At 72.6% G+C, this 12,329-nt stretch carries 12 protein-coding genes; 11 read left to right on the top strand and 1 reads right to left on the bottom strand.

Annotated elements, in window-relative coordinates; genetic code table 11:
• Positions 1-66 precede the first annotated feature (66 nt).
• The 8 genes from ACZ4U1_RS32120 to ACZ4U1_RS32085 all read left to right on the top strand — a co-directional run bounded on the left by ACZ4U1_RS32120 (position 67) and on the right by ACZ4U1_RS32085 (position 7,765).
• The gene (locus tag ACZ4U1_RS32120; RefSeq protein ID WP_467907680.1) at positions 67-834 is read left to right on the top strand and encodes a hypothetical protein; all 768 of its coding nucleotides are present in this window, start codon (positions 67-69) and stop codon (positions 832-834) included.
• A 242-nt stretch (positions 835-1,076) separates the two neighbouring features.
• A complete protein-coding gene (gene glnII, locus ACZ4U1_RS32115; RefSeq protein ID WP_467907679.1) occupies positions 1,077-2,108 on the top strand; it encodes a glutamine synthetase in 1,032 nt (343 codons plus the stop codon).
• A gap of 176 nt (positions 2,109-2,284) precedes the next feature.
• Entirely contained in the window at positions 2,285-2,407 is a 123-nt protein-coding gene (locus tag ACZ4U1_RS32110; RefSeq protein WP_467907678.1) for a hypothetical protein, read from the top strand.
• Positions 2,408-2,486: 79 nt separating this feature from the next.
• Positions 2,487-3,047 carry a winged helix-turn-helix domain-containing protein gene (locus ACZ4U1_RS32105; protein ID WP_467907677.1) on the top strand — a complete coding sequence of 187 codons (561 nt, stop codon included), beginning with the start codon at positions 2,487-2,489 and terminating at the stop codon, positions 3,045-3,047.
• 61 nt (positions 3,048-3,108) lie between these two features.
• Positions 3,109-4,155, top strand: a complete 1,047-nt coding sequence (locus ACZ4U1_RS32100) for an NAD-dependent epimerase/dehydratase family protein (RefSeq protein ID WP_467907676.1) — start codon at positions 3,109-3,111, stop codon at positions 4,153-4,155.
• Positions 4,156-4,186: 31 nt separating this feature from the next.
• A complete protein-coding gene (locus tag ACZ4U1_RS32095; RefSeq protein WP_467907675.1) occupies positions 4,187-5,464 on the top strand; it encodes a sensor histidine kinase in 1,278 nt (425 codons plus the stop codon).
• On the top strand, positions 5,449-6,102 hold the full coding sequence (locus tag ACZ4U1_RS32090; RefSeq protein WP_467907674.1) for a LuxR C-terminal-related transcriptional regulator: 654 nt from the start codon (positions 5,449-5,451) through the stop codon (positions 6,100-6,102). Before ACZ4U1_RS32095 ends, ACZ4U1_RS32090 begins: the two co-directional genes overlap by 16 nt.
• Before the next feature lie 136 nt (positions 6,103-6,238).
• Positions 6,239-7,765, top strand: coding sequence for a DUF1996 domain-containing protein (locus tag ACZ4U1_RS32085; RefSeq protein WP_467907673.1), 1,527 nt, complete (start codon positions 6,239-6,241; stop codon positions 7,763-7,765).
• 81 nt (positions 7,766-7,846) lie between these two features.
• On the opposite strand, the gene ACZ4U1_RS32080 is transcribed toward ACZ4U1_RS32085, so the two are convergent.
• The gene (locus ACZ4U1_RS32080; protein WP_467907672.1) at positions 7,847-8,251 is read right to left on the bottom strand and encodes a hypothetical protein; all 405 of its coding nucleotides are present in this window, start codon (positions 8,249-8,251) and stop codon (positions 7,847-7,849) included.
• 135 nt (positions 8,252-8,386) lie between these two features.
• On the opposite strand from ACZ4U1_RS32080, the gene ACZ4U1_RS32075 reads away from it, so the two are divergent.
• The 3 genes from ACZ4U1_RS32075 (at position 8,387) to ACZ4U1_RS32065 (ending at position 12,276) form a co-directional block, all read left to right on the top strand.
• Complete coding sequence (locus ACZ4U1_RS32075) at positions 8,387-10,306, top strand: hypothetical protein (protein ID WP_467907671.1); 1,920 nt, start codon at positions 8,387-8,389, stop codon at positions 10,304-10,306.
• A gap of 69 nt (positions 10,307-10,375) precedes the next feature.
• A complete protein-coding gene (locus ACZ4U1_RS32070) occupies positions 10,376-11,254 on the top strand; it encodes a metal-dependent hydrolase (protein ID WP_467907670.1) in 879 nt (292 codons plus the stop codon).
• Positions 11,254-12,276, top strand: coding sequence for a PDR/VanB family oxidoreductase (locus ACZ4U1_RS32065; protein ID WP_467907669.1), 1,023 nt, complete (start codon positions 11,254-11,256; stop codon positions 12,274-12,276). The genes ACZ4U1_RS32070 and ACZ4U1_RS32065 overlap by 1 nt, the downstream gene beginning before the upstream one ends.
• Positions 12,277-12,329 lie beyond the last annotated feature (53 nt).

The raw sequence follows: 12,329 nt of genomic DNA, 5'->3' as shown, positions 1-12,329 counted from the left end.
TGAGTAACCTCGTTCGGTATCTCGTACATAGCGGCGTACGCTCCCCTACCTCTTCAGGAGGCGCGCATGTCGCGCAGGAGAACTCTCGGTACGAAGAAGAAGATCGCGCTGCTCGTCAGTGCCGCGGCGGTGGCGGGCGGCGGGGCCTTCGCGCTGGCGTCCACCTCGAACGCCGCGCAGAGCCCGCACGACGCCAGCACGCTGTCGGCCGGGAACTCGACGGCGTGCCAGGGGCTGGCCACGGCCCTCGGCAACAACGAGAAGTTCATCGCGGACCAGAAGGCGAAACCGGACGCCCAGTCGGCGGCCCGGATCGCCAACCGCGAGAAGGTCATCGAACAGATCAAGGTCCAGCAGAAGGCGGCGGGCTGCACCGTTGGGGAGTCGGCTCAGGACTCCCAGGCGGCGCAGGGCGGCAACGCCGGGCAGGGCGACGGGCAGCAGGCCGGAGGCGCCCAGCAGGGCAACGGCCAGCAGGCCGGAGGCGCCCAGCAGGGCAACGGCCAGCAGGCCGGAGGCGCCCAGCAGGGCAACGGCCAGCAGGCCGGGGGTGCCGATCAGCAGGGCGACGGGCAGCAGGCCGCCGGTGAGCAGGTCTGCAAGGGCTCCACCGTGACCCTCTCCGGCGAGGGCGGCGCCCCGGCGGCGTCCAGCAACCAGTTCCCGGCGGGGACGACCCTGAAGGTCACCAACCTGGACAACAACAAGTCCACGACGGTGAAGGTGACGTCCGTCTCCGGCAGCTGCGTCCTGCTCAACAACGCGGCCTTCGAACAGGTCCGGGAGCCGGGCAAGTTCCTCATCCGCCGGGCTGTGATCGAGAAGGTGGGGTGAGGTCGGGCCGGCGACCGCGACGGGGGTGGCGGTCGCCGGCCGTCCCATATCGCAGCACTGCCCACCTCACCATGTGAGACACGGCACAGAAGCGCCAGGTAACACGGGGTTCACATACGAGCAATGGACGGGAAACGGCCTGTTGACAGGCTGCGCGGCAGATCGAGCGGCGCACCGGTGCCGCAGCGCCGCAGCACCCGCGACGACGAGTGAGCCGACCCACCCCCGAAGGATGTGGCCCCGTGACCTTCAAGGCTGAGTACATCTGGATCGACGGCACCACGCCGACGGCCAAGCTGCGTTCCAAGACGAAGATCATCACGGGGGCCCCGGCCGGTCTCGACGCACTGCCGATCTGGGGCTTCGACGGCTCCTCCACCAACCAGGCCGAGGGCCACTCCTCGGACCGCGTGCTCAAGCCGGTCTTCACCTGCCCGGACCCGATCCGCGGCGGCGACGACATCCTGGTGCTGTGCGAGGTCCTCGACATCGACATGACCCCGCACCGGTCCAACACGCGTGCCGCGCTGGCCGAGGTCGCCGAGCGGTTCGCCGCGCAGGAGCCGATCTTCGGCATCGAGCAGGAGTACACCTTCTTCGACGGCTCCCGCCCGCTGGGCTTCCCCGAGGGCGGCTTCCCGGCCCCGCAGGGCGGCTACTACTGCGGTGTCGGCGCCGACGAGATCTTCGGCCGGGAGATCGTGGAGGCCCACCTGGAGAACTGCCTGAAGGCCGGTCTCGGCATCTCCGGCATCAACGCCGAGGTCATGCCGGGCCAGTGGGAGTTCCAGGTCGGCCCGCTCGCCCCGCTGGAGGTCTCCGACCAGCTGTGGGTGGCCCGCTGGCTGCTGTACCGCACCGCCGAGGACTTCGGCGTCTCCGCGACCCTGGACCCGAAGCCGGTCAAGGGCGACTGGAACGGCGCGGGCGCGCACACCAACTTCTCCACCAAGGCGATGCGCGAGGGCTACGACGCCATCATCACCGCCTGCGAGTCCCTCGGTGAGGGCTCCAAGCCGCTGGACCACGTCAAGAACTACGGCGCCGGCATCGACGAGCGTCTGACGGGTCTGCACGAGACCGCCCCCTGGGACAAGTTCTCGTACGGCGTCTCCGACCGCGGTGCCTCGGTCCGCATCCCGTGGCAGGTCGAGAAGGACGGCAAGGGCTACATCGAGGACCGCCGCCCGAACGCCAACGTCGACCCGTACGTGGTGACCCGCCTGCTGGTGGACACCTGCTGCTCCGCCCTGGAGAAGGCCGGCCAGGTCTGATCCGCCCAGCTTCACCGAGGGGCGCCCGCCGTCACGGCGGGCGCCCCTCGCGCATCTCGTGCGCCCTCAGCGGGTTGTCCGAGGAATGAGACGGAAACGTCGATTTCCCGCCAAGGAAGTGTCCAAGCAGTGGGCGGAGGCTCCTGCCCGCCGCAGGCCTCTGCTTCAATGGGCACATGGCCGGCTTCCTGCAGATCACCGCGACGGGTCGCCATGACCTCGAGCCCTTCTGGCCTTCCCGTCAGCATCACGACTTCGACCGGGTGTGTTGCCGCGCGACGAACGCGCAGGCCCTCTGAAGCCGTACCCCCGGCCCCCGGCCAGCGCGAAACGACGTACGTCCACTGACGACCTCTCGCGCGAAAGAGCTGACCTCTCATGGCGATCACCCGCTCTCTGACCACCCCCTCCCCCAGCGGCACCCGGCACCGGCTGCGCGCCGTCGACCGGGACGAGGTGGTGGACGTCACCGACTTCCTGCCACCGGGCGCCACCTGGCTGCCCGCGCCGCAGCACACCCTGCCCGCCCTGCCGGGCCGGCCGCCGATGGTCGGCTACCTGGTGCTGGTCCCGGCCGACCAGCGGCCGCCGTTCCTGCCGGCCGCGGCCTGGGACCAGCCGGAGACCGAGGCGGACGCCGGTGCCGAACCGCTGGTGCGGATCGACACCGCGCAGCGCACCGCCAGCGTCGACGGCCGCGAACTCGACCTGACCTACCTGGAGTTCGAGCTGCTCGCGCACCTGGTGGCACACCCGCACCGGGTGCACACCCGCGACCAGCTGGTCTCCACGGTGTGGGGGTACGGCCATGTCGGCGACGGCCGTACCGTCGACGTGCACATCGCCCGGCTGCGCCGCAAGCTGGGCGCGGAGCACCGGCAGACGATCCAGACGGTGCGCCGGGTCGGCTACAAGTACACCCCGCCGGCCGGCCGCTGACCGTTCTGCCCTCGGCAGAGCCCCGCGCCACCACGGCCCCGGACCGGGCACGATCGGCGGCATGAGACTTCTTGTGCTGGGCGGAACGGAGTTCGTGGGGCGGGCCGTCGTGGAGGCCGCGCTCGGACGCGGCTGGGAGGTGACCGTCTTCCACCGGGGACGGCACGAGGCCCCGGCCGGGGTGCGGTCGCTGCACGGCGACCGCACCCAGCCCGGCGGTCTCGCGGCCCTCGCGGCGGACCGCGGTGACGGCTGGGACGCCGTGGTGGACACCTGGTCGGCCGCCCCGCGCGCCGTGCACGAGGCGGCCCGGCTGCTGCGCGGCCGGGCCGGACGGTACGCGTACGTCTCCAGCCGGTCGGTGTACGTCTGGCCCTGGCCGCGCGGGAGCGCGGAGGACGCCCCGCTGGTCGAGGGCGCCGCGGACGCCGGGGCGACGGACTACGCGGCGGACAAGCGCGGCGGCGAACTGGCCGCCGTCGGTGCCTTCGGCGCGGCGGACTCGCTGCTGGTCCGGGCCGGGCTGATCCTCGGCCCGTACGAGAACGTCGGCCGCCTGCCCTGGTGGCTGACCCGGATCGCCCGCGGCGGCCCGGTCCTGGCCCCCGGCCCGCGCGACCTGGCGTTGCAGTACGTCGACGTACGCGACCTCGCCGACTGGCTGCTCGGCGCGCTGGAGCAGGGCCTGTCCGGGCCGTACAACCTGGTGAGCCTGCCCGGCCACACCACCATGGGCGAGCTGCTCCAGGCGTGCCTGCGGGTCACCGGCGCGGACGCGGAGCTGCGCTGGACCGACCCGGAGCCGATCCTGGAGGCCGGGATCGAGCCGTGGACCGAGCTGCCGGTGTGGGTGCCGCCGGGCGGCGAGATGCACGACGCCGTGCACGGCGCGGACGTGTCGCGGGCGGTGGCGACGGGGCTGCTGTGCCGGCCGGTGGGCGAGACCGTCGCGGACACCTGGCGGTGGCTGACGGAGATCGGGGGCACCGCCCCCCAGCGGCCGGACCGGACCCGCAAGGGCCTGGACCCGGAGGTGGAGGCCAAGGTGCTGGCGCGGGCCGGGGGTGTACCTGGCACCACCCTCCAGGAGGGGTCCTCGGACGACTGACCCGGCCGCGGTCGTCGGCAAGACTGGCCGCATGACCACCGACAAAGACAGAGCCGCCTTCCGCACCCGGGCCAGGGAGGCACTGCTGGCCGCCGTGCGGGGGCTGGTGCTGGCCATCGTCGTCCTGCCGTGCGGTGTGGCGTTCCTCGTCCTGACCCTCCTCTCCGTCGCACTGATACCGCTCGGCGTCGGCCTCGTCACCACTCCGGCGATCCTCACCGGCGTACGGGCGCTGGCGGACGCCCGCAGGAGGCTCGCGGCCGAGTGGTGCGGGATCCGGATCCCGGCGGTGTACCGGCCGCGCCCGAAGAGCGCCAACCCCTGGACGCGCACCTTCGCGCTGCTCCGGGACCCGCAGGTACGGCGGGACGTGCTCTGGCTGCCGGTGGACATGACCGCGGGCTTCGTCACCGCGCTGCTGCCGGCCGTGCTGGTGTTCTACCCGGTCCAGGGCTTCCTGGTGGGCGCCGGGCTGTGGCGGCCGTACACCGGCGAGCCGGGCCACACCTACTGGTACGGCTTCGTGCCGGTCACCGGCCAGCTGACGGCCCTCGGCGCGGCCGGGCTGGGCGCCCTCATCATCGCCGGTACCTGGCGCTTCGTCCCGCGCCTGCTGACCGCGCACTTCACGCTCACCCGGGCCGTGATCGGCGCCTCCCGCGCCGCGCTCGCCGAGCGGGTCCAGGTGCTGACCGAGACCCGGCGGGACGCGGTCGACACCTCCGCCGCCGAGCTGCGCCGCATCGAACGGGACCTGCACGACGGGGCCCAGGCCCGGCTGGTCGCCATGGGCATGGACCTCGGCACCATCGAGATGCTGGTCGAGCGGGACCCGGCGCAGGCGAAGAAGCTGCTCGCGCAGGCCCGCCGGAACTCCGCCGAGGCCCTGGAGGAGCTGCGCGACCTGGTGCGCGGCATCCATCCGCCGGTCCTCGCCGAACGGGGGCTCGGCGACGCCGTACGGGCGCTGGCGCTCCGGCTGCCCCTGCCTACGGAGGTGACCGTGGAGCTGCCCGGCCGCGCGGACGCGCCGGTCGAGTCCGCGGCCTACTTCGCGGTCAACGAGGTGCTCACCAACGCGGTCAAGCACTCCGGTGCCGACCGGGTGTGGATCGACGTGCACCACACCGACGGCCGGCTGCGGGTGACCGTCACGGACAACGGCCGGGGCGGGGCGGTGGTCGGGGCGGGCTCGGGGCTCGCCGGGGTCGAACGCCGGCTCGGTACATTCGACGGCGTCCTGGCCGTCAGCAGCCCCGCCGGCGGTCCCACCATGGTGACCATGGAGATCCCGTGCGTGTTGTCCTAGCCGAAGACCTGTTCCTGCTGCGCGACGGACTGGTGCGGATGCTTCAGGCGTACGGCTTCGAGATCGCGGCGGCGGTCGAGTCCGGACCGGAACTCGCGCGGGCGCTGGAGGAGTTGGCGCCCGATGTCGCGGTGGTCGACGTACGCCTGCCGCCGACGCACACCGACGAGGGTCTGCAGTGCGCGCTCGCGGCCCGGCGGGCGCGGCCGGGCCTGCCGGTGCTGGTCCTCTCCCAGCACGTGGAACAGCTGTACGCGCGCGAGCTGCTCGCGGACGGCACCGGTGGGGTCGGCTATCTGCTGAAGGACCGGGTGTTCGACGCGGAGCAGTTCGTCGACGCCGTACGGCGGGTGGCGGCGGGCGGTACGGCGATGGACCCGCAGGTGATCCAGCAGCTGCTGTCCCGGCGGTCGGCCGGCGGGACACCGCTGGGCCGTCTCACCCCGCGCGAGCGGGAGGTGCTGGAGCTGATGGCGCAGGGCCGGTCCAACGCGGGCATCGCGGCGCAGCTCGTGGTGACGGAACGGGCGATCGCCAAGCACACCTCCAACATCTTCACCAAGCTCGGACTCGAGGTGTCGGACGACGACAACCGGCGCGTGCTGGCGGTCCTCGCCTATCTGGACCGGGACCGCTGACCTGTCAACTCCCCTGTTCCTGCGAGGAATTTGTGAGACCGGTGAACACCTCTGGGACGGCGTCCGTATGTAGGGACGCCGCTTCACTCCTGTCGGGCGCCTCGATGCTGCCCCGCAAGGAAGTCAGAGGAGTTCCATGGGACGCAACACACGAAAACGCCGTACGCCGCTGGCCACCAAGGCCATAGCCGCATCGGCGGCCCTAGCGCTCGGTGGGGGCGGGCTGATCTGGGCGAACTTCTATGCCTCGGCGCACGAGTCGAGCAATCAGTCGTGGGGAGGCAACTCGACCAAGGCCGCGACGGCGCAGGTCGCGACCATCTCCTGCCCGGACGTCGGCCAGAAGCTGACGAACGTGCCGAACGCGGCACGACAGGGCGTGGCGACGGAGCTGGCGAACCTCGACAAGCAGATCACCGAGGCCTACAACCGGCTCGCCTCCACCCGGGACGCCCAGACGAAGGACGCGAGCTTCGTGCAGAACGCGATCGTCGGCCCCCTCAAGGAGAAGCGGGCGGCGACGATCGACCGGATCCGGATCGACATCCAGCGAGCCGGCGGTTCCTTCGACAACGCGCTCAAGCAGCTCGCCTCCTGTACGACGCAGACCGCCAACCAGACGAACGCCGGCGGCCAGCAGCAGGGCGGCCAGCAGCAGAACGGCGGTCAGCAGCAGGGCGGCCAGCAGGGCGGTCAGCAGCAGGGCCAGAACGGGCAGCAGGGGAACATCGGCGGGCAGGCCGGCAACGGCCCGGTCGCGGCCGACTTCGTCGACATCACCAAGGTGGCCCCGAACGTCCAGGGCAAGCCGCGCAAGACCGGCAACGCCTCGACCGGTACGTTCACCACGCGCTGCGGTGTGAACGCCAACAAGAACTTCAACACCGACAACGTGATCGTGGCGCCCGGCGTGACCAACGGCGCGCACCACCTGCACGACTACGTCGGCAACCAGAAGATCAACGCCTTCTCCAGCAACAACACGTTCCTCCAGGGCGGCACCAGCTGCCAGAACGGGAACGACCTGTCGTCGTACTACTGGCCGGTGGTCCGCATCCAGGACGGCACCCAGGACTTCGACCAGAACCGGGACGGCGGCGGCAAGGAAGGCAACGTCGGCCGGATCCTGACCCCGGTCCAGGCCCAGATCAAGTACGTGGGCAGCCCGGCGAGCAAGGTCGTCCCGATGCCGCAGTTCCTGCGCATCATCACCGGTGACGCCAAGACCACGACCAACGGTCTGGCGAACGCCAACGCGCACTGGAGCTGCACCGGCTTCGAGAACAAGGTGCAGCTGACGCAGCAGTACCCGATCTGTCCGCAGGGCAGCAAGGTGGTGCGGACGTTCGCCTTCCAGAGCTGCTGGGACGGGCAGAACATCGACAGCGCCAACCACCGCACGCACGTCGCCTTCGCCGACCCGGCGAGCGGTGTCTGCCCGAACGGGTTCAAGGCGATCCCGCAGCTGACCATGCGGCTCGTCTACAACATCAACCCGCCGACCATCCAGAACGGCCAGGTGAAGAACGCCTACGCGGTGGACGGCTTCCCGGAGCAGCTGCACAAGGCGGCCACGGACCACGACGACTTCATCAGCGTGACGAAGAACGGTCTGGCCAACAAGATCGCCAACTGCATCAACCGCGGTCAGAACTGCGCCTGATCCCCACCCGGGGCACCTGACAGAAGGCCGGTGACGAGATCCCCCTCCCGTCACCGGCCTTCGCCGTGTCCCCGGAACGCGTCAGCCGCCGTGGGCGTCGCCGTGCGCGTGATGGTCGACGCCGTCCTCCAGATCGCCGCCGAGCGTGCCGCGCAGCGCCTTGACCACCCCGTCGTCGCCGACGGCGACCCACTTGCGGCCGACCAGGTAGTGACCGCCGTAGTCCTTCGCGTCGTTGATCCACTCGCGCTGGCCGCGGTCGGTGGCGAAGGTGGCGAGGACGAACCGGCCGTCGGAGTTGCGGCAGATGGCCTGGCGGATCTCGTCGGCGTCGGTCTGCATGTTCGGCTTGCACTTCACCTCGGCGGCCAGACGCTCCAGGCTGCCGGTCGCGGTGGGCGGCACCGCGTCGGTGTGCCCGCCCGAACCGCACCCCGCCAGCGCGAGCAGGGCCGCTGCGCCGAGCGCCAGTCGCGTCAACCTCATCTGTTCCTCCGGTCCTGGTGTGCCAAGCATGCCCCAGCTCCTTCGGATACGGCTCCCGCGCGCGGCGCGCTCAAATCCCCTCCGGGCTTCCGGTCCCCCCGGTGACCAACCACCGGCTCGCTCGTTCTCCCGGACGTGCAGTCACAGGATGTATCCCAGCGTCACGCGCCCCAGTCCGCCCGCAGCACCGGCACGGTCGACGTCGAGCAGGCCGAGGCCGCGCTCGTGGAGCACTATCCCCGGCTGGTCCGGCTCGCCTACCTGGTACTGCCGCCGGGCCTCGGCCGCAGCCGCCGGGTGCTGACCGCACACGCCCTCGCCCAGCGCGCCCTGCCCCGCGGCCGCAAGCAGCCGACCGTGCTCCCGGCGCAGGCCTCGGGCCGGGAGGACGACCCCGGGTACGCCTGCCTGCGCGAGCGGGTCCTGCGGGCGGCCCTGGAGGCGGCCCGCCCCCGCAAGGGCCTGCCCCGGCTCGTCCCACTGCCGCCGCTGCTCCCCCAGGTGTGGGGCCTGAGGCTGTTCCCGCGCTCCGGCGGCGCCGACGAACTCGCCCTGGACCAGCGGCTGTCCGCCCTGTCCGGCCCGGCCCGCGCCGCCTACGTCCTGCGCGGCCTGGAGCAGCTGGCCGACCCGGACATCCGCGAGATCCTCGCGGCCGCCGGGGTGGCCGACCCGGGCGGCGCGCTGGCCTCGGCGAACGGTGTGCCCGCCCAGCCCGGGCTGCTCTCCTCCCCCGAGTTCGACCCGTGCTCGCTGCAGGCCCGGCCCACCGATCTGATGCGCCGCCGCCAGCACACCAAGGCCGCCCTCGCCGCCGCCGCGGCGCTCGCGGTGTGCGGCGCGCTGGTCGCCCTGCCGGGCGGCGGCTGGGGCCCCGACGGCGCCGCCGCGCCCGTCTACGCCGAGAACCCGGCAGCCGAGGCCGCCCTCGACCCCGGCAGGCTGACCCGGGTCCCCGCCACCGCCTGGCGCACCTCGGCCCGCACCGACTTCTCCGTGTGGCCCGCGCGCGGCCCCCTCACCGGCGACCGGGCGCTGCTGCGCCGCGCCCTCGCGGTCTGGGCCCGTCCCGGGGAGACAGTCCGCGTCTCGGCGACCCCCGGCACCCAGACCGGCGGCCCGGCCGGCCCGCCCCAGCTGCTGTACGCGGGCGAGGTCGACGCCGCCCGCGTGGTGGTCCTCTACGACGGCCTGCGCGTCGCCCGCTACGCCGAGCCGAAGAACGGCACGCAGGGCGCGGCCCTGGACTTCGCCCGGGTCGACGGGGCGACCGGCGCCGGGGCGAGCGCGCTGGTGCTGGGCCGCTCCGACGGCAACGTCCGCTATCTGACCGCCCCCTGGGTGCGGAAGGCGGCCCAGCGGGACCTGACGAAGCCGGACGCGGCCGCGACGCCGCTCACCCTGTCCGACGGGGTCACCGCACCGCTGGCCAGCTCCGCCCTGCGGCCGGGCAGCTGCACCTCGTGGACCGTGCTCCAGCTGACCGACGCCTCCGGTACGCAGCTCACCACCGACCTCGGCGAGCTGGTCCCGGCCCATCTCACGGCCGGCCGGCCCGGCTCGGCCGGGGAGGCGTCCGGCCCGGAGGGGCTGCGTACCTGGGCGCCGTTCGCCTGCTCCCTGTCGGCCGGGCGCTCGGCGGGCATCCGGAGCGTGAACGCCTGGGCGTTCGCCGAGCAGCCGCTGCCCGACGGCAGCGGGTCCGCCGCGTGGGTGTGCACCCGCGCGGAGACCTGGCGCGGCGACGGCACGGCCGCGCTGGCGCAGTTCCGCACGCCGGGCGGGGCGGCCGGGGCGGTCGTCGCCAAGGGGACGGACGTGCCGGCCTGCGGGCCGCGTGACCCGCACGTGCTGGCCGGGGTGCTGTGGAAGTCGGCGGCGGGGAGCTGGTACCTGCTGGCGGCGGGGAGCAGGGACACGGCGTCCGTCCGGGCCACGGGCGGGGTCACCGCGTCCGGGCAGGGGCCGATGCTGGCGGCGAAGGCGGAGCAGGGTGCGCGGGCCGATCTGAAGGGCACCCTGGCGGACGGGCGGGAGATCAGCGGGCTGCACTAGCTGACACCAGCGTCAACAAGGTGGTGCAGGGGGCTTCTCAGCGCCCCTACCCATCAGTACATTGACGCCATGTCTAACACGCAGGCCCGGGTGCCGCTCAAGGCACGCAAGGTGTCCTTCTCCTGGGACGGCACGCCGCTGCACTGGGTGCCGGGGGATCCCTTCACCACGCACACCATCAACGTGCTGCACCTGCTGCTGCCCGCCGGTGAGCGCTGGTTCGTGCACGTGTACAAGCAGGTGCTGCCGTACATCCGCGACGAGCGGCTCCGCGAGGACGTCCTCGGGTTCATCGGCCAGGAGGCGATGCACTCCCAGGCCCACGACGAGGTGCTGCCCCACCTCCGGGAGCAGGGGCTCGACCCGACGCCGTACACCGCCCAGGTCGACTGGTTCTTCGAGAAACTGCTCGGCGACCGGACCCTGCCGCCGGGCCGGCCGCGCAGGTGGTGGCTGATGGAGCGGGTCGCGCTCATCGCGGCCATCGAGCACTACACGGCGTTCCTCGGGAACTGGGTGCTCAACGCCGGGGAGCTGGACCGGCGCGGTGCCGATCCGACGATGCTGGACCTGCTGCGCTGGCACGGCGCGGAGGAGGTCGAGCACCGCTCGGTCGCCTTCGAGCTGTTCCTGCACGTCGACGGCAGCTACCGGCGGCGCGTGCGGACCTGGGCCACCGCCTTCACGGCACTGGTGTTCCTGTGGCAGCGCGGGGTGCGGTTCTTCATGGAGAACGACCCGACCCTGGTCGACGGCAAGGCCTCACTGAAGGACTTCCACGTCCGTGGCCGGCAGGGCCTGCTGCCCTCGACCGGAGACATGCTCCGGTCCGTCCCCCGCTACCTGAGCCGCGGATACCACCCCTCGCAGGAGGGCGACACCGAGCAGGCCGTCGCCTATCTGGCCGCCTCGCCCGCGGCCACGGCGGCGGAGCGGAGGGCCGCGTGATGCCGAGGCTGCGTACCGTCGCGCTCGTCGCGGGCGCCCTGCTGCTGACCCGGGGTGCCCTGCGCCGCCGTATCCAGGTCTCGCCGCTGTGGCCGCTGCCCGCCCTGGAGGAGCCCACGTCGGGCCGGCCGCGCTCGCGGGCCCTGCGGCTGCTGGTCACCTCGCACGAGAGGGTGGCCGACGGGGTGGTCCTGCTCCGGCTCGAGGGCCGGGACCTGCCGCGCTGGGAGCCCGGCGCGCATCTCGACCTGGTCCTGCCGTCGGGGCTGGTCCGGCAGTACTCGCTGTGCGGCGATCCCGACGACACCTCCGCGTACACCGTCGCGACCCGGCTGGTCGAGGACGGGCGGGGCGGCTCGCGCGAGGTGCACGAGCAGGTGACGGAGGGCATGGAGCTGGAGGTGCGGGGGCCGCGGAACCGCTTCCCGCTGGTCGGGGCGGACTCGTACCTCTTCGTCGCCGGCGGGATCGGGATCACCCCGCTGCTGCCGATGCTGCGGGCACTCCCGGACGGTGCCGACTGGCGGTTGCTGTACGCGGGACGCGACCGGGCCTCGATGCCGTTCCTGGAGGAGGTCGAGAAGCTGGGTGGCGACCGGGTGACCGTGGTGGAGGGCCGGCCCGACCTCGACGCGCTGGAGCCGGCCGAGGGGACCGCCGTCTACTGCTGCGGTCCCGAGGGGCTCATGGCGGCCGTCGCGGAACGCTTCCCGGACGTCCGTCTCGAACGGTTCGCGCCCGGTGCGCCGGCCGGCGGCGACACCGGGTTCGAGCTGGAACTGCGCCGCAGCGGGCGGACCTTGACCGTGCCGGCCGGCTCCACCGTGCTGGACGCCGTACGCAAGGAGCTGCCGGACACCGCCTACTCCTGCGAGCAGGGGTTCTGCGGGACCTGCCAACAGCGGGTGCTGGAAGGGGAGGTCGATCACCGGGACGAGCTGCTGACGGACGCGGAGCGCGGCGACTCGATGCTGATCTGTGTGTCGCGGTCCCGGAGCGATCGTCTGGTGCTCGACATGTGAACACGGGCGGCCGGATCCGATCGGTAAAGTGTTCGCATGAGTTCCGGGGTTCG

This window comes from Streptomyces sp. NPDC028928 (assembly GCF_055564915.1).
The sequence above is the reverse complement of the archived record's forward strand: the minus strand, read 5'-3'. Positions and strand labels throughout refer to the sequence as shown.

Excerpts from the sequence above, each read along its gene's own strand:
- ACZ4U1_RS32095 (WP_467907675.1), top strand. The coding sequence starts at position 4,187 with ATGACCACCGACAAAGACAGAGCCGCCTTCCGCACCCGGGCCAGGGAG.
- ACZ4U1_RS32105 (WP_467907677.1), top strand. The coding sequence starts at position 2,487 with ATGGCGATCACCCGCTCTCTGACCACCCCCTCCCCCAGCGGCACCCGG.
- ACZ4U1_RS32080 (WP_467907672.1), bottom strand. The coding sequence starts at position 8,251 with ATGAGGTTGACGCGACTGGCGCTCGGCGCAGCGGCCCTGCTCGCGCTG.
- ACZ4U1_RS32120 (WP_467907680.1), top strand. The coding sequence starts at position 67 with ATGTCGCGCAGGAGAACTCTCGGTACGAAGAAGAAGATCGCGCTGCTC.
- ACZ4U1_RS32085 (WP_467907673.1), top strand. The coding sequence starts at position 6,239 with ATGGGACGCAACACACGAAAACGCCGTACGCCGCTGGCCACCAAGGCC.
- ACZ4U1_RS32070 (WP_467907670.1), top strand. The coding sequence starts at position 10,376 with ATGTCTAACACGCAGGCCCGGGTGCCGCTCAAGGCACGCAAGGTGTCC.
- ACZ4U1_RS32110 (WP_467907678.1), top strand. The coding sequence starts at position 2,285 with ATGGCCGGCTTCCTGCAGATCACCGCGACGGGTCGCCATGACCTCGAG.
- ACZ4U1_RS32100 (WP_467907676.1), top strand. The coding sequence starts at position 3,109 with ATGAGACTTCTTGTGCTGGGCGGAACGGAGTTCGTGGGGCGGGCCGTC.
- ACZ4U1_RS32065 (WP_467907669.1), top strand. The coding sequence starts at position 11,254 with ATGCCGAGGCTGCGTACCGTCGCGCTCGTCGCGGGCGCCCTGCTGCTG.